At 72.9% G+C, this 16,966-nt stretch carries 16 protein-coding genes and 1 tRNA gene; 7 read left to right on the forward strand and 10 right to left on the reverse strand.

Annotated features, from left to right (window positions below; translation table 11 throughout):
- Positions 1–47: 47 nt before the first annotated feature.
- Positions 48–524, forward strand: a complete 477-nt coding sequence (locus ACI2LW_RS29140; RefSeq protein WP_404734218.1) for a hypothetical protein — start codon at positions 48–50, stop codon at positions 522–524.
- Here ACI2LW_RS29140 and ACI2LW_RS29145 read toward each other — a convergent pair.
- Together ACI2LW_RS29145 and ACI2LW_RS29150 are read right to left on the reverse strand one after the other, a co-directional pair.
- Positions 496–2,016, reverse strand: coding sequence for an MFS transporter (locus tag ACI2LW_RS29145; protein ID WP_404734219.1), 1,521 nt, complete (start codon positions 2,014–2,016; stop codon positions 496–498). The genes ACI2LW_RS29140 and ACI2LW_RS29145 overlap by 29 nt on opposite strands.
- A 373-nt stretch (positions 2,017–2,389) precedes the next feature.
- On the reverse strand, positions 2,390–3,745 hold the full coding sequence (locus ACI2LW_RS29150; RefSeq protein ID WP_404734220.1) for a DUF445 domain-containing protein: 1,356 nt from the start codon (positions 3,743–3,745) through the stop codon (positions 2,390–2,392).
- 348 nt (positions 3,746–4,093) lie between these two features.
- On the opposite strand from ACI2LW_RS29150, the gene ACI2LW_RS29155 reads away from it, so the two are divergent.
- A complete protein-coding gene (locus tag ACI2LW_RS29155; RefSeq protein WP_404734221.1) occupies positions 4,094–5,467 on the forward strand; it encodes an SGNH/GDSL hydrolase family protein in 1,374 nt (457 codons plus the stop codon).
- 132 nt (positions 5,468–5,599) lie between these two features.
- Here the strand turns inward: ACI2LW_RS29155 and ACI2LW_RS29160 are convergent, their stop codons facing one another.
- The 4 genes from ACI2LW_RS29160 to ACI2LW_RS29175 form a co-directional block, all read right to left on the reverse strand.
- Positions 5,600–6,349 (reverse strand): DUF1707 domain-containing protein, encoded by a 750-nt coding sequence (locus ACI2LW_RS29160; RefSeq protein ID WP_404734222.1) that lies wholly within the window; start codon positions 6,347–6,349, stop codon positions 5,600–5,602.
- 9 nt (positions 6,350–6,358) lie between these two features.
- Complete coding sequence (locus ACI2LW_RS29165) at positions 6,359–7,393, reverse strand: ATP-binding cassette domain-containing protein (RefSeq protein WP_404734223.1); 1,035 nt, start codon at positions 7,391–7,393, stop codon at positions 6,359–6,361.
- A 65-nt stretch (positions 7,394–7,458) separates the two neighbouring features.
- Positions 7,459–8,262 (reverse strand): ABC transporter permease, encoded by an 804-nt coding sequence (locus ACI2LW_RS29170; protein ID WP_404734224.1) that lies wholly within the window; start codon positions 8,260–8,262, stop codon positions 7,459–7,461.
- Positions 8,255–9,055 (reverse strand): ABC transporter permease, encoded by an 801-nt coding sequence (locus ACI2LW_RS29175; protein WP_404734225.1) that lies wholly within the window; start codon positions 9,053–9,055, stop codon positions 8,255–8,257. Before ACI2LW_RS29175 ends, ACI2LW_RS29170 begins: the two co-directional genes overlap by 8 nt.
- A 1,222-nt stretch (positions 9,056–10,277) precedes the next feature.
- Here ACI2LW_RS29175 and ACI2LW_RS29180 point away from each other — a divergent pair.
- Complete coding sequence (locus ACI2LW_RS29180) at positions 10,278–12,587, forward strand: transglycosylase domain-containing protein (RefSeq protein ID WP_404734226.1); 2,310 nt, start codon at positions 10,278–10,280, stop codon at positions 12,585–12,587.
- Between the two features lie 159 nt (positions 12,588–12,746).
- Here ACI2LW_RS29180 and ACI2LW_RS29185 read toward each other — a convergent pair whose 3' ends face one another.
- Both ACI2LW_RS29185 and ACI2LW_RS29190 read right to left on the reverse strand, forming a co-directional pair.
- Positions 12,747–13,103, reverse strand: a complete 357-nt coding sequence (locus tag ACI2LW_RS29185) for a GroES family chaperonin (protein WP_404734227.1) — start codon at positions 13,101–13,103, stop codon at positions 12,747–12,749.
- 43 nt (positions 13,104–13,146) lie between these two features.
- Positions 13,147–13,476 (reverse strand): DUF3618 domain-containing protein, encoded by a 330-nt coding sequence (locus tag ACI2LW_RS29190; protein ID WP_404734228.1) that lies wholly within the window; start codon positions 13,474–13,476, stop codon positions 13,147–13,149.
- Positions 13,477–13,617: 141 nt separating this feature from the next.
- Between ACI2LW_RS29190 and bcp the strand changes: the two genes are divergently transcribed.
- The 4 genes from bcp to ACI2LW_RS29210 all read left to right on the forward strand — a co-directional run bounded on the left by bcp (position 13,618) and on the right by ACI2LW_RS29210 (position 15,649).
- Positions 13,618–14,085: a thioredoxin-dependent thiol peroxidase gene (gene bcp / locus ACI2LW_RS29195; protein ID WP_404734229.1), complete on the forward strand. Its 468-nt coding sequence runs from the start codon at positions 13,618–13,620 to the stop codon at positions 14,083–14,085.
- 144 nt (positions 14,086–14,229) lie between these two features.
- A complete protein-coding gene (locus ACI2LW_RS29200) occupies positions 14,230–14,886 on the forward strand; it encodes an HNH endonuclease signature motif containing protein (protein WP_404734230.1) in 657 nt (218 codons plus the stop codon).
- On the forward strand, positions 14,883–15,530 hold the full coding sequence (locus tag ACI2LW_RS29205; protein ID WP_404734231.1) for an HNH endonuclease: 648 nt from the start codon (positions 14,883–14,885) through the stop codon (positions 15,528–15,530). Before ACI2LW_RS29200 ends, ACI2LW_RS29205 begins: the two co-directional genes overlap by 4 nt.
- A gap of 33 nt (positions 15,531–15,563) precedes the next feature.
- A tRNA-Leu gene (locus tag ACI2LW_RS29210) sits at positions 15,564–15,649 on the forward strand.
- Between the two features lie 44 nt (positions 15,650–15,693).
- Here the strand turns inward: ACI2LW_RS29210 and rdgB are convergent.
- Together rdgB and ACI2LW_RS29220 are read right to left on the reverse strand one after the other, a co-directional pair.
- Complete coding sequence (gene rdgB / locus ACI2LW_RS29215; protein ID WP_404734232.1) at positions 15,694–16,296, reverse strand: RdgB/HAM1 family non-canonical purine NTP pyrophosphatase; 603 nt, start codon at positions 16,294–16,296, stop codon at positions 15,694–15,696.
- 10 nt (positions 16,297–16,306) lie between these two features.
- Positions 16,307–16,723, reverse strand: coding sequence for a hypothetical protein (locus ACI2LW_RS29220; RefSeq protein WP_404734233.1), 417 nt, complete (start codon positions 16,721–16,723; stop codon positions 16,307–16,309).
- Positions 16,724–16,966: the final 243 nt, after the last annotated feature.

A 16,966-nucleotide genomic window follows, 5' to 3' on the forward strand; every position in this document is an offset into this window, starting at 1 on the left:
ACTCTCGCCACTTCTTCATGATCGGTGGCCCGCCTTAGCGTCGGGGCGTGACCAAGTTCCTTCTCGCCGTGCACGTCCTCGCCGCGATCGTCGCGATCGGGCCCGTCACCGTCGCCGCCGGCATGTTCCCGCCCGCGGCGCGCCGCGCGCTGGCCTCGCCGGACGATCCGCGGGCGGCGGAGACCGTCCTGCTGCTGCACCGCGTCTGCCGGGTGTACGCCGTCGTCGGCGTCGCCGTTCCCGTGTTCGGCTTCGGCACGGCGAGCAGCATGGGGGTGCTGGGCGACGCCTGGCTGATCGCCTCGATCGTGCTGACGGCGCTCGCCGCGCTCGTCCTGGGCGCGCTCGTCCTGCCGCGCCAGACCGCCCTCGTGGAGGGCGTGGGTGCCGCCGTGGCCCGGCCGGCCTCCCGGGACGGCCGGGCCACGGTCCGGCTGGCGATGGTCACCGGGGTGTTCAACCTGCTGTGGGCCGCGGTGACGGTGCTGATGATCGTCAGGCCGGGCTCGACGACGGGGGCGTGACGTCCCGGCCCTGGGCGGCGGTGGCCGCCCGCGCCTTCTGCGTCACCGCCGTGAGCGGCTTGGCGATGTCCTCCAGGGAACGGCGCTCGGCGTTGACCGCGAGGAAGGCCGCGACCAGGCCCGCCGCACACATCAGGCCCGCGCCGATCTGGAAGGCCAGGACCGTGTCGCCGACCTTGCCGGTGCCGGTGAGGTCGGCGAACAGCAGCGGGCCGCTGATGCCGCCGGCCGCGGTGCCGAGGGCGTAGAAGAAGGCGATGGACATCGCGCGGGTCTCCATCGGGAAGACCTCGGAGACCGTGAGGTACGCGCTGGAGGCGCCGGCCGAGGCGAAGAACAGCACCACGCACCAGCAGGCGGTGAGCGTGGTGGCGCTCAGCGAGCCGCGGCCGAAGAGCCAGGCGGTGCCGAACAGCAGCAGACCGGACAGCAGGTAGGTGGAGGAGATCATCACCCGGCGGCCGACCGTGTCGAAGAGCCGGCCGAGCAGCAGCGGCCCCAGGAAGTTGCCGACCGCGATGACGGCGAAGTAGTAGCCGGTGTGGCCGGCGGGCACGTCGAAGAACTTGGTCAGGATCGCGCCGAAGCCGAAGGTGATGGCGTTGTAGAGGAACGCCTGGCCGATGAAGAGGGAGAAGCCGAGGACGGCGCGCCTGCGGTAGTCGGCGAAGACGGTCCGGCCGATCTCCAGGAAGGACACGCTGCGGCGCTGGTGGATGGTGAGCTCGCCGTGCGCCTGCGGGAGGGGTCCGCCGTGCTCCCGCTCCACCTCGCGTTCGATGGCGCCGACCACGTCCTCCGCCTCGCGGTCCCTGCCGTGGATCAGCAGCCAGCGCGGGCTCTCCGGGACGTGCCGGCGGACCAGCAGGATGACCAGGGCGAGGACGGCGCCCAGGGCGAACGTCAGCCGCCAGCCGAGGTTCGCGGCCAGGATGCCGGTGTTCAGGGCGAGGATCGACAGCAGGGAACCGCCGACCGCGCCGATCCAGAAGCTGCCGTTGATGATCAGGTCGACCCGGCCGCGGTACTTGGCCGGGATCAGCTCGTCGATCGCCGAGTTGATCGCCGCGTACTCACCGCCGATGCCGAAGCCGGTCAGGAAGCGGAAGAGGAAGAACCACCAGGCGTCGAAGGAGATCGCGGTGAGGGCCGTGGCCGCGAGATACACCGCCAGGGTGATCATGAAGAGCTTCTTGCGGCCGAAGCGGTCGGTCATCCGGCCCCAGAACAGGGCGCCGATGCAGGCACCCGCCACATACAGCGCGGCGGCCACGCCGGTGACCTGACCGGAGCTGATCGCGAGGCCGCTGCCGGGCTCGGACAGACGGCCGGCGATGTTGCCGACGACCGTGACCTCCAGGCCGTCGAGGATCCACACGGTGCCGAGACCGACGACGATCGTCCAGTGCCAGCGCGACCAGGGGAGGCGGTCGAGTCTGGCGGGGATATTGGTGGTCACGGTACGGCCGGTCGCGGCCTCAGCACTGCTCATGGGCTCCCTCCTCGCCGAGCGGAACGCCAAAGCGGGTTCCCCCGAAGCGGCGCGGCACGCCCGGGCCGGGACCGCAGGGGCGCGCTCGGCACGCCCGGGCCGGGACCGCAGGGGCGTGCGCCACAGGCCAGGGCCGCGCGGCGGGCACGGTGCTCGCGGGGCCGCCCGGGCCGGGACCGCCGGGGCGCGCTCGGCACGCCCGGGCCGGGACCGCCGGGGCGTGCGCCACAGGCCAGGGCCGCGCGGCGGGCACGGTGCTCGCGGGGCCGCCCGGGCACGCGCGGCGCGCCAGGGCCGGGGCCGTGCGGGCGCGCCCCCCACACGCCCGGGCCGAGCGGCGGGCAGGTGCTTGCGGGACCGCCCGGTCGCGGCGCTAGGCGCCCAGCGCGCGCGAGACCGTGTAGATCAGCAGGCCCGCCAGGGAGCCCACCACCGTGCCGTTGATCCGGATGAACTGCAGGTCGCGGCCGATGTGGGCCTCGATCTTGCGGGTGGTGTGCTCGGCGTCCCAGCCTGCGACCGTGTCCGTGATCAGGGAGGTGATCTCCTTGCGGTACGTCGTCACCACGTACACCGCCGCGCCCTCCACCCAGCGGTCCACCTTGCCCTGCGCCTTGGGGTCGACCGCCATCCGCGCGCCGAGCGAGAGCAGGGAGGCGCGCACCCGCAGGCGCAGTTCGCTGCGCTCGTCCTCCGCCGCCGCGACGATCATGGACCGTACGGCGGTCCAGGCGGACGCGATGAGGTCCTGGACCTCGCCGCGGCCGAGCACCTCGCTCTTGAGGCGTTCCACCCGGGCCCGGGTCTCGCTGTCGGACTGCAGGTCGGCGGCGAAGTCCGTGAGGAAGCGGTCGAGGGCGCCGCGCGCGGGGTGGCTCGGCATGTCGCGCATCTCGGTGACGAAGCGCAGCAGCTCCTTGTAGACGCGCTCGCCGACCTTGCGGTCGACGAACTTCGGCGTCCAGCCGGGCGCGCCGCCCTGCACGGCGTCCATCACGGAGTCGCTGTGCAGCACCAGCCAGTCGTGGGCGCGGTTGACGATCAGGTCGACGACGCGCCGGTGGCCGCCGTCGGCGACGACCTTCTCCAGCATCTTGCCGAGGCCGGGCGCGACCTCCTGCACCCCCGCCCGGCGGGTGATGGCCTCGCCGACCACCGCCTGCACGTCGGAGTCGCGCAGCACGGTGAGGGCGCCGCGCAGCGCGGTGGCCAGTTCCGCCGTCACCCGGTCGGCGTGCTCGGGGACGGCGAGCCAGGCGCCGAGGCGGCTGCCGATGCCCACGGCGCGCAGCCGCTGGCGTACGACGTCCTCGGAGAGGAAGTTCTCGCCGACGAACTCGCCGAGGGAGACGCCGAGCTGGTCCTTCTTGGTGGGGATGATCGCGGTGTGCGGGATGGGCAGGCCGAGCGGGTGGCGGAAGAGCGCGGTGACCGCGAACCAGTCGGCGAGCGCGCCGACCATGCCCGCCTCGGCGGCCGCGGCCACATAGCCCGCCCAGGCGCCGGCGCCCGCGTGCTGGCCCCACTTGGCGAGGACGTAGACCACGGCCACGAGCAGCAGCAGTCCGGTCGCGGTGAGCTTCATACGGCGCACCCCGCGCCGCCGCTCCTCGTCGGCGGGGCTGAACACGGTCATCGCGCGGCGCGCGGCGGCGCCCGGCGCCGCGGGGGTGTCCTGCCCTGCGGGGGCGTCCGCCGCCCCGGTGCCGGTCCGTGTCGTTCGTTCCATCCCACTCCAGCCGTTCGGTGGCCGTTCGACGGCCGCTCGGCGACCGCGTCCGCGACCGTCACCGCGACCGCGTCCGCGTCCGTGTCCGCGACCGCCTTCGCGATCACTCGGTGATCGCATCCGGTGATCGCATGCGGTGATCGCATTGGGTGATCCCGCACACAATTGTCCCTGCCTGACCGACTCCCGGAACAGGACAGGAGTTCCCGGCGTCTGTCCGGAGGGGGACTGTCGGCAGGGCCCTGTCAACCTGCCCCCGGGTTCATGACGCATCATGAGCTCGTCCGGATCGGAGCCCGAGCACACCGGAGCCCGAGGCTCCCATCGCCCTAGGAGAACAACACCCGCATGGCCAAGTGTCATGGTTATGCCCTGCCGGCCGCGATCGTGGCCCTGATCACGGGCCTGTCCGCCGCCCTGTACGTCTCGGTGGCCCACGGCGACGGCGCACCCGCGGGTGGCCCCGCCGCCGGCCGTGCCCCGCGCGGCTCCGCCGCCCCCGCCTCCACCGGCACCTGGGTCGGCGCCTGGGCCACCGCACCGGCCGCCGCCGAGCCGGGCACCGCGGCCGTCGGGATGGCGGGCCGCTCGGTGCGCAACGTCGTCCACGCGGGCGTCGCGGGTACGAGTGCCCGTATCACGCTGTCCAATCTCTACGGCCGCTCACCGCTGACCGTCACCCACGCCTCCCTGGCGGTCGCCGCCCGCCCGGGCACCGCCGCGGCCGCCGCGGGAACGATGCGGCGGCTCACCTTCTCCGGCGCGGCCACCGTCGTCGTACCGGCCGGCGGGCAGGTGATCAGCGACGCCGTGCGCGTCGCCGTACCGCGGGGCGGGGACGTCCTGGTCACCACCTACTCCCCCACCCCGTCCGGACCGGTCACCTACCACCCGGCCGCCCGCCAGATCTCCTACCTCGCCCGCGGGGACCGCACCGAGGACGTGACCGGGACGCCCTACACCGAGCCGACGCGGTACTGGCGCTATCTGACCGCGCTGGACGTGCTCAGCAACGAGGCCGACGGCACCGTCGTCGCCTTCGGCGACTCGATCACCGACGGCGTCGCCTCGACCACCGGCGCGAACCGCCGCTGGCCCGACGTCCTGTCCGGGCGGCTGCGGGCCGCGGCCGCCGCCGGACGGGACGTGCCGCGCTACAGCGTCGTCAACGAGGGCATCAGCGGCAACCGGGTCCTGGCCGACGGCCCCGCGCGGCCCACCGGCGACTCCCGGCGGCCCGCGGAAGGCTCCGGGCGGCCCGCGGACAACCCCAGCGGGCTCGGCCGGTTCCGGCGGGACGTGCTGGAGCGGGCCAACGCCAAGGTCGTCGTGATCGACCTCGGCGTCAACGACATCCTGCGCCATCCGGGGGCGGGCGATCCGGCGGGGATCACCGACGGGCTGCGGACGCTGGTGCGCCAGGCGCACGCCCGCGGACTGAAGGCGGTCGGCGCGACGCTGATGCCGTTCCGCGGGCACCGCGGCTACACCGACGCCCGCGAGGCGGTGCGGCAGCAGGTCAACGCGGAGATCCGGTCCGGGCGGGTGTTCGACGCGGTGGTCGACTTCGACGCGGCGCTGCGGGACCCCTACGACCCCCGGCGGCTGCGCGCGCCGTACGACTGCGGGGACCATCTGCACCCCAGCGACCTGGGGTACCGGCGGATGGGCGAGTTCCTCGACCTGGCCGTGCTGAAGGGGGCGGTCCGGGCCGAACTGTAGGGCGCGGCGCGGCTGCGCTCCAGGGCGCGGCGCGCTGCGCGGGGGCCCGCGCCCACCAGTGGCTCATCCGGCCGAGGCCACCCGGATCGGACAGCCGGGGCCGCCCCGGCCGGACGGCCGCGGCCCCCGTGGCTACGGCCTGCGCTCGTCCCGGCGGCGCTCCCTCGCCTCCCAGCGCTCCTCGCGGCGCGAGGCCTGCAGTTCGCGGCGCTCCGCCCTGCGGTCCAGACGCTCCTGCCGGCGCTGCTCCTTGACGCGGAGGCGTTCGGCCCTGGTGAGTTTGCGCTCGACCCCCACCCCGCCCCAGAAGGCGAAGCCGGTCACCACCACGCGCGGGGCGCCCGGCTCGCCCGGCGCTCCCTCCTCGCGGTGGTCGAAGCCGCCCATGACGCCGATGCCGCGCACCACCACCTCCACGCCGGGCGGCACGGTCACCTGCACCCCGCCCATGATGGCGATGCAGTTGATCTCGACCTCGGGGCCGGCGAAGTTCGCCTCGCGCAGGTCGATCTCGCCGCCGCCCCAGAAGGTGAAGCAGTTGAAGCGCCGGGGCACGGTCCAGCGCCCCTTGCGCTGGAACCCGGACATCACGGCGACGGCCCACGACGACGAACCCTCGCCGCCGACCACGCGCTGCGCCCAGCTCCCGCTCCCGGCGGGCTCCTTGACCATGCTCACCGCGGGGGCGCTCACCCCCGGCACGGGCAGGTCCCGGGTGATGGGGGCGAGTTCGGCGTACGTCCGTGCCTTGTACGTCGCGTCGAGCCGTTCCTCGAACTCCTCCATGTCGAGCCGGCCCTCCGCCAGGGCGTCCCGCAGGTGCTCGGCGACTCGTTCACGATCGGCGTCGGAAGCGCGAAGCTCCGGCAGGTCCTCCGTCATGGGAGCAGCCTACGAGACCGCTTTCCCCGCGTACATCTTCGCGATGACCGCCTCGATGTCCGGCTCCCGCACCGACAGGTCCACCAGCGGGTAACCGGCCGCGATCCGCGCCACGAGCGGCGCCGCCGACTCCCCCGCGGGGAAGGCCAGCCACTGCCGCGGGCCCTCCACGCGCACCACCCGCGCCGGCGGCACCTGAACCGGCGGCAGTTCGCGCTCCAGGTCGACCACCAGGACGCGTTCGCTCCCGCCCGCCTCGTGCAGCCCGGCGAGCGGGCCGTCGTACATCAGGCGCCCGTGGTCGATGACCATCACCCGTGAGCACAACTGCTCGATGTCCTGCAGGTCGTGCGTGGTCAGCAGGACGGTGGTGGCGCGTTCGGCGTTCAGGTCGCGCAGGAAGTCACGGACCCTGGCCTTGCTGACGACGTCCAGGCCGATGGTCGGCTCGTCGAGGTAGAGCACCTCCGGCTCGTGCAGCAGGGCCGCCGCGATGTCGCCGCGCATCCTCTGGCCCAGCGAGAGCTGGCGCACCGGGACCTGCAACAGGTCGGCCAGCTGGAGCAGTTCCACGCACCGGTCGAGGTTCTCGCGGTAACGGGCGTCGGGGATGCGGTACATGCGGTGCATCAGCCGGTAGGAGTCGATCAGCGGCAGGTCCCACCACAGCGTCGTCCGCTGCCCGAAGACCACGCCGATGCGACGGGCGAGGCGGGTGCGCTCGCGGGACGGGTCGATGCCGGCCACCCGCAGCCGGCCGCCGCTCGGGGTGAGGATGCCGGTGAGCATCTTGATCGTCGTCGACTTGCCGGCGCCGTTCGGCCCGATGTAACCGACCATCTCGCCGCGCCGCACGGTGAAGGAGAGCGAGTCGACCGCCCGCACCTGCCGCCGCTCGCGCCGCAGAAACCCGGTCTTCCTGCGCACCTCGAACACCTTCTCGACCCGGTCGAGTTCGATGAGGATCCCGTCCGCGCCGGTCGCGCCGCCCGCACTGTCCGCGGCCGTCGCCGCCTCCGTGCCCGCCGTCATGTCCGCCGTCATGTCCGCCCGCCTCTCTCAGCCGCCCGTGCTCCGATACGACTCAGCCGCCCGTACTCCGATACGACTCAGCTGCCCGTGCTCCGATACGACCGCAGGCCCGCCCGCCAGGCCGCCCCCGCCAGCGCACAGCAGCCCACCGCCACCAGGGGCGGCGCGAACGCCGTCCACTGCGGCAGGCCGAGCGGATACGGCCGCCCGAGCACGTACAGCGCGGGCAGCCAGTTGACGAACGCCAGCGGCAGCACGAACGTCACCCCGCGCACCAGTTCCTGCCCGAACACCGTCGGCGGGTACTGCAGCAGCGTGGTGCCGCCGTAGGTGAACGCGTTCTGCACCTCGGAGGCGTCCTGGGCGGCGAACTGGAAGGCGGCGCCCGCCACGAACACCGCGCAGAAGATGCCGCAGCCGCTGACCACCGCCACCGGCATCAGCAGCAGCTTCGCCGGCGTCCAGGCCACCTCCAGCCGGCCCAGCGCCCAGGCCAGGACCAGCGCGCCCTGGATGACCCGGCCGAGGCGGCGCAGCGCGAAACGGTCGGCGGCGATCTGCGCCAGGACCGGCGCCGGGCGCACCAGCAGGGTGTCCAGGGTGCCGTCGCGCACCCGCCGCCCCAGCCGGTCCATCGAGCCGATCGCCAGGTCGGCCAGGCCGAAGGCGGTGCTGGACAGGCCGTAGAGGAAGGCGACCTCGGGCAGCGTGTAGCCGCCGAGGGCGTCCACGCGGGAGAACATCAGCAGGATCGCCACGAAGTCGAGCGCGGTCGCGGCGAAGTTGCCGAACGTCGTCATGACGAACGAGGCGCGGTAGGCCATCGTGGACCGCACCCACATCGCGGCGACCAGACGGTACGTCCGCAGCGCCTCAGCCACCCTGGACCACCACCCGCCGGGTCGCCGCGGACTGCAGCAGCCGCCCCGCGGCCAGCAGGCACACCGCCCACGCCCCCTGGAAGGCGTAGGTGCCCAGCGGGTCCGCGCGGCCCAGCAGGACGTCGGCGGGGGCCTGGAGCAGCGACGACCACGGCAGCACGCGGACGACCTCCCCCAGGGCGCCAGGGAAGACGTTCAGCGGCAGCAGCATCCCCGAGCAGAAGACACCGGCCAGCCACGCCATCTGCACCACGCCCGTGCCGTCCAGCAGCCAGAAGGCGCTCAGCGCCACCAGGAAGCGGATGCCGAAGCCGACCAGCATGGCCAGCACCACCGCGGCGGCGAACGCCAGCCAGGTCAGCACGTCGGCCGGGAGGTCCACGGGGAAGAACAGCGCGCCGAACACGAAGGGCAGCACACCGCGGCCGAGCAGTTGGAAGACGCCCCGGCCCAGGTCGGCGGCCAGCCACCACAGCTGGAGGTCGGCGGGCCGGTACAGGTCGATGGCGATGTCACCCGTACGGATGCGTTCCATCAGCTCGTCCTCCGCGCCGCCGCCCCCCAGCGCGAGCGCCGCCAGGAACGCCTGGCCCAGCCACACGTACGTCACGGCCTGGGCCCGGTCGTACCCGCCCAGGTGCGGGCGCACGTCCCACAGGGCCAGGTAGGTGTGGACGAGGATCAGGCCGAAAACCGTGTTGGTGAACACCCCGGCGGCGGTGGCCGTCCGATACGTCGCGTACCGTCTGAATCCCCCCGCCGCGACGGCCGCGTACAACCGCCCAGCGCTCACGTCAACCGCCCTCCCAGGTCCGCCGACACCGAAGCGCAGGAGCCTAGTGCGCGCGGAAGGCCGCGCGCCACGCGTTTTTTCCGGCCCGCCGGATCGCCGTGACCGGGAACGGAACGCTTGGTACGGCAGTCTTCATCCGGGGGCGCAGAACGCGCATGAGGGCGTACGGCGACGTACGAGGCGAAAACAGGAGTCCGTGCACGACATGACCGACGAGCCGCAGCCGCAGCAGCCGAAGCAGGCCGGGGCACCGGAGAACCGGCCACCGGCCCCGGCCCCGCACCGCGCGGCCGACACCCCGGACTCCGCCGAGCCCCCGGCCGGCGCCGCGCCCGACGACCCGGCGGACACCGGGCCCGGGCGCTCGGAGAACACCGGGCCCGCGGCCTCGGCGGACGACGCGCCCGACGCCCCTGGTGACTCCGGGGACTCGGGTGACTCGGGTGGCTCGGGTGGCGGTGACTCAGGTGACTCAGGTGACTCAGGTGACCGAGGTGACCCAGGTGGCTCTGGTGACTCAGGTGGCTCTGGTGGCTCGGCGGAGGCCGCCCCGGAGGGCTCGCCGAACGGCGCCTCCGGGGACCCGGCGGACGCCGCGGCCGAGGGTTCGGAGGAGGCCGCGGCCGAGGACCCGGCGGATGCTCCGGCGGACGGTGGGACGGACGTCTCGGCCAAGCGTTCGGACCGCGCCCCCGGCAAGGATCCGGCCAAGCGCCCGGCGGAGGCCAAGCGCCCGGCGGATGCCACGAGCCCGGCGGACTCCGTCGCCGACGCTCCGGTCGCCGGGCCGGCCCCGGGTCCGACCGGAGCCACGGCCTCCGCGAAGGGCTCCGCGGGAGCGCTCACCCGAGGTCCCGGCCCCGCATGGGTCCGGGTCACGGACGCGGACACACAGCCGCTGGAAGCCGGGACCACCCCCTCCGACGCGTCGGCCGCCACCGCCGAACTCCCGGCAGCCGCCGCGCAGGGCTCGGCGCCCGCCGGCCCCGCCGCCCCCGCCGCGGCTCGAGCCGCGCGCCCCGCCGACCGAGCCGCCCAAGCGGCCCAGGCGGCCCGGACAGTCCGGGCCGCCCAGGCGGCTCAGGCCGCCGTCGCGCCCGGTACCGCCGGTGCGCCCGGAACCACCGTCGCCGCCGCCGGCGCCTCTGCCGGCGCCGGGGCCGGGGCCGGCTCCCCCGGCGGGAAGGCCGCGCGGCGCGGCAGACGGAGCGGATTGCGGCGGTTGCTGCCGACCTGGCGGATGCTGCTCGGCGGGTTCATCATCACGGTGATGCTCGTCGCCGGCGCGTTCGTGCTCGGATACTCGCTGGTCAAGATTCCCCCCGCCAACGCCCTGGCCGTGAAGCAGGCCAACGTCTACCTCTACGCCGACGGCACCGAGATCACCCGCGACGGCACCATCAACCGGGAGAACGTCGACCTGTCCCAGATCTCCATGGACGCCCAGCACGCCGTACTCGCCGCCGAGGACCGCGACTTCTACACCGAGTCCGCCGTCGACCCCAAGGCGATGGTGCGCGCCGCCTGGAACACCGCCACCGGCAAGGGCAGGCAGTCCGGCTCCACGATCACCCAGCAGTACGTGAAGAACTACTACCTGGGCCAGGAACAGACCGTCACCCGCAAGGTGAAGGAGTTCTTCATCGCGATCAAGCTGGACCGCAACGTGTCCAAGGCCGAGATCCTCGAGGGCTACCTGAACACCAGCTACTTCGGCCGCAACGCCTACGGCATCCAGGCCGCCGCCCAGGCGTACTACGGCGTCAAGGCCAAGGACCTCGACCCGGCCCGCGCCGCCTACCTCGCCGCGCTCGTCAACGCGCCCAGCGAGTACGACGTCGCCGCCCACCCGGAGAACAAGGCCGCGGCCGTGGCCCGCTGGAACTACGTCCTGGACGGCATGGTCAAGCAGGGCTGGCTCAGCGCCTCCGAACGGGCCGGAACGACGTTCCCCACGCCCCGGGAGGCCACCGTCCCGACGAACATGTCCGGACAGCGCGGCTACATCGTCAAGGCGGTCAAGGACTACCTGGCCGAGAACAAGATGCTCAGCGAGGACGAACTCGCCGCGGGCGGCTACCGCATCACCACCACCCTGCACAAGAGCAAGCAGGACGCCTTCGTCAAGGCCGTCGACGACCGCCTGATGTCCCGCCTGGACAGGAAGAACCGCAAGGTCGACACCTACGTCCGGGCCGGCGGCGCCGCCATCGACCCGAAGACCGGCCAGGTGGTCGCGATGTACGGCGGCATCGACTACGTCAAGCAGTACACCAACAACGCCACCCGCAGGGACTTCCAGGTCGGCTCCACCTTCAAGCCGTTCGTCTTCACCTCGGCCGTGCAGAACGCCTCCGAGACCCTCGACGGCCGCCCCATCACCCCCAACACCGTCTACGACGGCACCAACGGGCGCCCCGTCCAGGGCTGGAACGGCGGCACCTACGCCCCCGAGAACGAGGACCAGCGCTCCTACGGCAGCATCACCGTCCGGGAGGCCACCGACAAGTCCGTCAACGCCGTCTACGCGCAGATGGCCGTCGACGTCGGCGCCGACAAGGTCAAGGAGACCGCGACCGCCCTCGGCATCCCCGCCGACACCCCCGACCTGGCCGGCGGCCCGTCCATCGCGCTCGGCACCGCCACCGCGAGCGTCCTGGACATGGCCCAGGCCTACGCCACCCTCGCCAACCACGGCGAGCACGGCACCTACACGATGATCAAGAAGATCACCAAGGACGGAACCGACGCCGTACAGCTGCCCCACCGCTCCGCCTCCCGCGTCGTCACCCGCGAGGCCGCCGACACCACCACCTCGGTGCTGCGCTCCGTCGTCCAGAACGGCACCGCCACGGCCGCGCAGGACGCCGGCCGGCCCGCCGCCGGAAAGACCGGCACCGCCGAGGAGGACACCGCCGCCTGGTTCGCCGGCTACACACCCGACCTCGCCACCGTCGTCTCCGTGATGGGCCAGGACCCGGTCACCGCCGCGCACAAGCCCCTCTACGGCGCCATGGGCCTGCCCCGCGTCAACGGCGGCGGCGCCCCCGCCGAGATCTGGGCGCAGTTCACCAGGAACGCCCTGAAGAACACCCCGGTCAGCGACTTCGACCTCGAACTCCAGCCGGGCGCGGACCGTGTCGAGCTGCCGCCCTCCTCCACCGTCCCGTCCCGGACCCCGGACGCCTCCCCCAGCGGGGACGAGAGCTCCCCCGGCACCGCCACCGGCGGGCAGGACACCCAGGGCCAGGACCAGGGACAGACCCAGGGGCAGACGGGCGGCGACACCACCGGCACCACCGGCACCCCCGGAACCGCCACCGGCGGCAGCCCCACGACCGGCGGCACCCCCACCACCGGCGGCGGCACCGGCGGATCACCGACCACCGGCGGCACCGACACGAGCACCGGCGGCGCGGACGGCGGAGGCACGGACGGGGGCACCCAGGGCGGCACCACCACCGGCACCGGCGACGGCGGCACGACCACCGGGACGGTGGCGGGACAGCAGGGGGGCTGGCACACGCCGTAGCGGGCGCGGGCGCGGCCGGCGCGGCGGGCGCGGCCGGCGCGGCGGGCACACGGCCGGCGCCCGGCCGGCGCACGGAACCACACGCGGAAGGGGCTGGTGACCGCGGTCACCAGCCCCTTCCGCGATTCCCGGTCCGTGCGGCACGGCCGCCGCGTCGGCCTACAGATACAGCCCGGTGGAGTCCTGCGAGCCCTCGAAGCGGTCCGCGGCCACCGCGTGCAGATCGCGCTCACGCATGAGCACGTACGGCACGCCCCGGACCTCCACCTCGGCGCGGTCCTCCGGGTCGAACAACACGCGGTCGCCCGGCTCGACGGTCCGCACGTTCTGCCCCACCGCGACGACCTCCGCCCAGGCCAGCCGGCGTCCCACCGCGGCCGTCGCCGGGATGAGGATGCCGCCGCCCGAACGCCGCTCGCCCTCACTCGTGTCCTGCCGCACCAGCACCCGGTCGTGCAGCATCCGGATCGGAAGCTTGTCGTGCTGGGTGCTGTGCTCGTTTCTGTTGGCGCTCACGTCTCGAACCTACCTGCCTGGAACGTATCCGCGCGCGACAGGGTCAGCCCCGGCGCCTGCGCATGCCGAGGGCCAGCAGCCCCACCAGCCCCACGGCGACCAGCGCGACCGGCACCACCCGCTCCAGACGGGGCGCGCCCTCCTCGTCCACGAACTGCGCCCGCACATCCGTGACCACCCGGTTGACCTGCACATAGGCCCGCCCGACGGTGTGGTCCACGGTGGAGACGACCTTGGCCTTCGCGTCCCCGACGATGGTCCTGGGGTGCACCCGCACCCCGATCTCGTCGAGCGTCTCGGCCAGCACCTCGCGGCGGCGCCTGATGTCCGCCTCGATCTCAGCCGGGGTTCTGGTGTCCGCGGTGTCCGCCACCGTACCGCCTCCGAAGTCAACTGATGCGTGTTCAGGACAGTCTGTCAGCTCTCGCTCCGGACGGACCGTCGGCACCCCCGGTTACCCTCGGAGCGACACGGTATTGGCACGCACCAGGACACGCACGAGGAGCGACCTTCGATGACCGAGCGACTCCAGCCCGGGGACGCGGCCCCCGCCTTCACCCTCCCCGACGCCGACGGCAACGAGGTGTCGCTGGCCGACCACAAGGGCCGCAAGGTCATCGTCTACTTCTACCCGGCCGCCCTCACCCCCGGCTGCACCAAGCAGGCCTGCGACTTCACCGACAACCTCGAGGTACTGGCCGGCGCGGGCTACGACGTGATCGGCATCTCCCCCGACAAGCCGGAGAAGCTGGCGAAGTTCCGCGAGAAGGAGAACCTGCGGGTCACCCTCCTCGCCGACCCCGACAAGCGGGTCCTGGAGGCCTACGGCGCCTTCGGCGAGAAGAAGCTCTACGGCAAGACGGTCGTCGGCGTCATCCGCTCCACGGTGATCGTCGACGAGGAGGGCAAGGTGGAACGCGCCCTCTACAACGTCAAGGCCACCGGCCACGTCGCCATGATCATCAAGGACCTGGGCATCTGACCCACGCCCGCACCCTCCCCCGGAGGCGGCCCGCCCCGGCAACCCCGGCGCGGGCCGCCTCCGCATTCCATGCGTGACTGTCCGATAACCGGTTCGTTACTCCGTACGAGCCCGCGAACACGCGGCCGGAACGGAGGGGGCTGGATGAGGGCCAGCGCGTACACCAGGGAGCGACTGGAGGAAGCGGCACGGGGGGCGCGGAATCTGTCGGAGGCGCTGACGAGGCTGGGGGTGGACGACCCGAGGAGTCCCACACGGCACTACGTCCGCGCGCGGATGAGCAAGCTCGGCGTGGACACCTCGCACTTCGAACGCGAGGGGGTGAAGTGGACCCGCGAGGTACTGGAGCGGGCGGTGGCGGCCTCGACCAACATGTGCGAGGTGCTGCGCCATCTCGGCCTCGACGTGGTCGGCGGCCACCACACGCACATCAGCCGCCGGATCAGGGCGTACGGCATCGACACTTCGCACTTCCAGGTACCGACCAGACGCGGCAAGCCCTGGCGTCCCAGGACGCCCGAGGGCCTGCTCGTCGCGCAGGAGGCGGGGCAGACCCGGCGCATCCAGAGCGACCGCCTCAGGTGGGCGATGCGCGAGCTCGGTGTCGAGGAGCGCTGCGCTCTGTGCGGCTCCGCGCCTGTCTGGCGGGGCCGGCCGCTCCCGCTGGAGGTCGACCACATCGACGGCAACTATCGGGACAACCGGATCGAGAACCTGCGGTTCCTGTGCCCCAACTGCCATTCGACGACGGACACCTTTCGTGGTCGCGGCAAGAAGCACACCCGGGCAGGCGTCTCATGAGGCGCGGGGTGCGCTACACGCGCGAGCGACTGGCCGAGGCGGCCGACCAGTGCTCCAGCGTCGAGGAGGTCATCGCCTACTTCGGCACCGAGCCCTACGACAAGCTCGGTCGCCACCTCGTGAAGCGCTTCGCGCACTTCGGGATCGACATCTCGCACTTCTCGAGCAGAAGACCATCGCGCCCCACACGGGACGAGTTGCGCTCGGCGGTGGCCGAGTCGGTCTCCATCGCGGGAACCCTTCGCCGCCTGGGGCGCCCGGACAGCGGAAGCCAGCGTGCGCTGCTGCGTCAGTGGATCGCCGATGACGGTCTCACGACGACGCACTTCCTGGGGCAGGCCCATCAGCGGGGGAAGGCCCGCCCGGAACTCGCCAGGCCCGCGCGGGACATCCTCGTCCGGCACGACGGAACCCGCCGGACGAGAACCGCCGTGCTGCGCCGGGCCCTCAAGGAGATCGGCGTGCCGGAGGAATGCGCGGAGTGCGGCGTCGGTCCGGAATGGCTCGGGAAACCGATGACTCTTGAGGTCGACCACGTCAACGGCGACTGGAGGGACGACCGGCGCGAGAACCTGCGATTGCTCTGCCCCAATTGCCATGCCGTCACGAGCACCTGGTGCAGAGGACGGAGGAGGTCCGCATAGGGAAACCCGAGCGACCGGTAACATGTCGGGAACGCGGCCGTGGCGAAATCAGGTAGCACGCGAGGGGTTTAGGTCCCCTTGGGCGAAAGCCCGTGTGGGTTCGAATCCCACCGGCCGCACTGCCCCCCACCTTCGTATCTAAGGCGGGGGGCTTTTTTGTGGCTCAGCCCAACAGCTCCCGTACCACCGGGACCAGGGCTCGGAACGCCTTGCCGCGGTGGCTGATCGCGTTCTTCTCGGCGGGGGTCAGCTCCGCGCAGGTTCTCGTCTCGCCGTCGGGCTGGAGGATCGGGTCGTAGCCGAAGCCGTTGGTGCCGGCGGGGGCGTGGCGCAGGCGGCCGCGCAGCTGGCCCTCGACCACGCGTTCGGTGCCGTCGGGCAGGGCGAGGGCGGCCGCGCAGGCGAAGTGGGCGCCCCGGTGTTCCTCGGTGATGTCGGCGAGCTGGGCCAGCAGCAGGTCGAGGTTGGCCTGGTCGTCGCCGTGCCGGCCGGACCAGCGGGCGGAGAAGATGCCGGGGGCGCCGCCGAGGACGTCGACGCAGAGGCCGGAGTCGTCGGCGACGGCGGGCAGGCCGGTGGCGCGGGCGAGGGTGTGCGCCTTGAGGAGGGCGTTCTCGGCGAAGGTGACGCCGGTCTCCTTGACGTCCGGGATGTCGGGGTAGGCGTCGGTGCCGATGAGTTCGTGGGGCAGGCCGGCGCCGGCCAGGATCTCCCTGAGTTCGGTGATCTTTCCGGCGTTGCGGGTGGCGAGGATCAGGCGGGTCATGCTCCCAGTATCAGGGGGTGCAGACCTTGGTCAGTTCGCCGGCCGCGTCGGTGACGGGGGCGATGTCCGGGGTGTGGTCGCCGTTGCGGACGGCGGTGCGGACGTTGTCGACGGCTTTGCCGAGGTCGTCGACGGCCTTGTTGACGTCGGCGTCGTCGGTGTTGTCGCCGATCTTGCGCAGGTTGCGGTCGATCGCGGCGAGGGCCTCGTCGGTGCGGGTGGGGTCGTTCGCCGCGTTCTGCACGGCCTGCTGGAGGTCGGTGACGCTGTCGGCGATGGCGTCGGCGGTCTGGACGCAGTCGAGCGCCTTGTTCACGGCGTCGCAGGCGGTGGTCGCGCCGAGGGCGAGCGCGGCGAGTGCCGCGGCGGTGACGGCGGTCGTGGTGGTGCGGCCCTGGTGTCTGCGTCGGCGTCGGCTCGCGGGCATGGCCTGGGTTTCCTCCCCGTTCCTGGCCGGGCGTACGGCGGTGTGCCGTACGCCCGTACCGGTAGGGACGCGCGGGGTGGGGGCGGGGTTGCCCGGTGCGGGCGCGTTTTCTTGGGGCGCCTTTTACCCGTGCGGGCGGGGCGCTAGCTGTACTCGGCCGGGAGGTTGGTGACACGCCTACCGTCGGTTGTTGATCATGGGGGGACCTCCGGGCGTAGTGGAGATTGCCGTCTTCACTCACCT

The sequence above is a fragment of the Streptomyces sp. NPDC004065 genome, assembly GCF_044903565.1.
In the GTDB taxonomy this organism is placed as follows: domain Bacteria; phylum Actinomycetota; class Actinomycetes; order Streptomycetales; family Streptomycetaceae; genus Streptomyces.

Excerpts from the sequence above, each read along its gene's own strand:
- ACI2LW_RS29200 (WP_404734230.1), top strand. The coding sequence starts at position 14,230 with ATGAGGGCCAGCGCGTACACCAGGGAGCGACTGGAGGAAGCGGCACGG.
- ACI2LW_RS29155 (WP_404734221.1), top strand. The coding sequence starts at position 4,094 with ATGGCCAAGTGTCATGGTTATGCCCTGCCGGCCGCGATCGTGGCCCTG.
- ACI2LW_RS29220 (WP_404734233.1), bottom strand. The coding sequence starts at position 16,723 with ATGCCCGCGAGCCGACGCCGACGCAGACACCAGGGCCGCACCACCACG.
- ACI2LW_RS29205 (WP_404734231.1), top strand. The coding sequence starts at position 14,883 with ATGAGGCGCGGGGTGCGCTACACGCGCGAGCGACTGGCCGAGGCGGCC.
- bcp (WP_404734229.1), top strand. The coding sequence starts at position 13,618 with ATGACCGAGCGACTCCAGCCCGGGGACGCGGCCCCCGCCTTCACCCTC.
- ACI2LW_RS29145 (WP_404734219.1), bottom strand. The coding sequence starts at position 2,016 with ATGAGCAGTGCTGAGGCCGCGACCGGCCGTACCGTGACCACCAATATC.
- rdgB (WP_404734232.1), bottom strand. The coding sequence starts at position 16,296 with ATGACCCGCCTGATCCTCGCCACCCGCAACGCCGGAAAGATCACCGAA.
- ACI2LW_RS29165 (WP_404734223.1), bottom strand. The coding sequence starts at position 7,393 with ATGACGGCGGACATGACGGCGGGCACGGAGGCGGCGACGGCCGCGGAC.
- ACI2LW_RS29150 (WP_404734220.1), bottom strand. The coding sequence starts at position 3,745 with ATGGAACGAACGACACGGACCGGCACCGGGGCGGCGGACGCCCCCGCA.
- ACI2LW_RS29160 (WP_404734222.1), bottom strand. The coding sequence starts at position 6,349 with ATGACGGAGGACCTGCCGGAGCTTCGCGCTTCCGACGCCGATCGTGAA.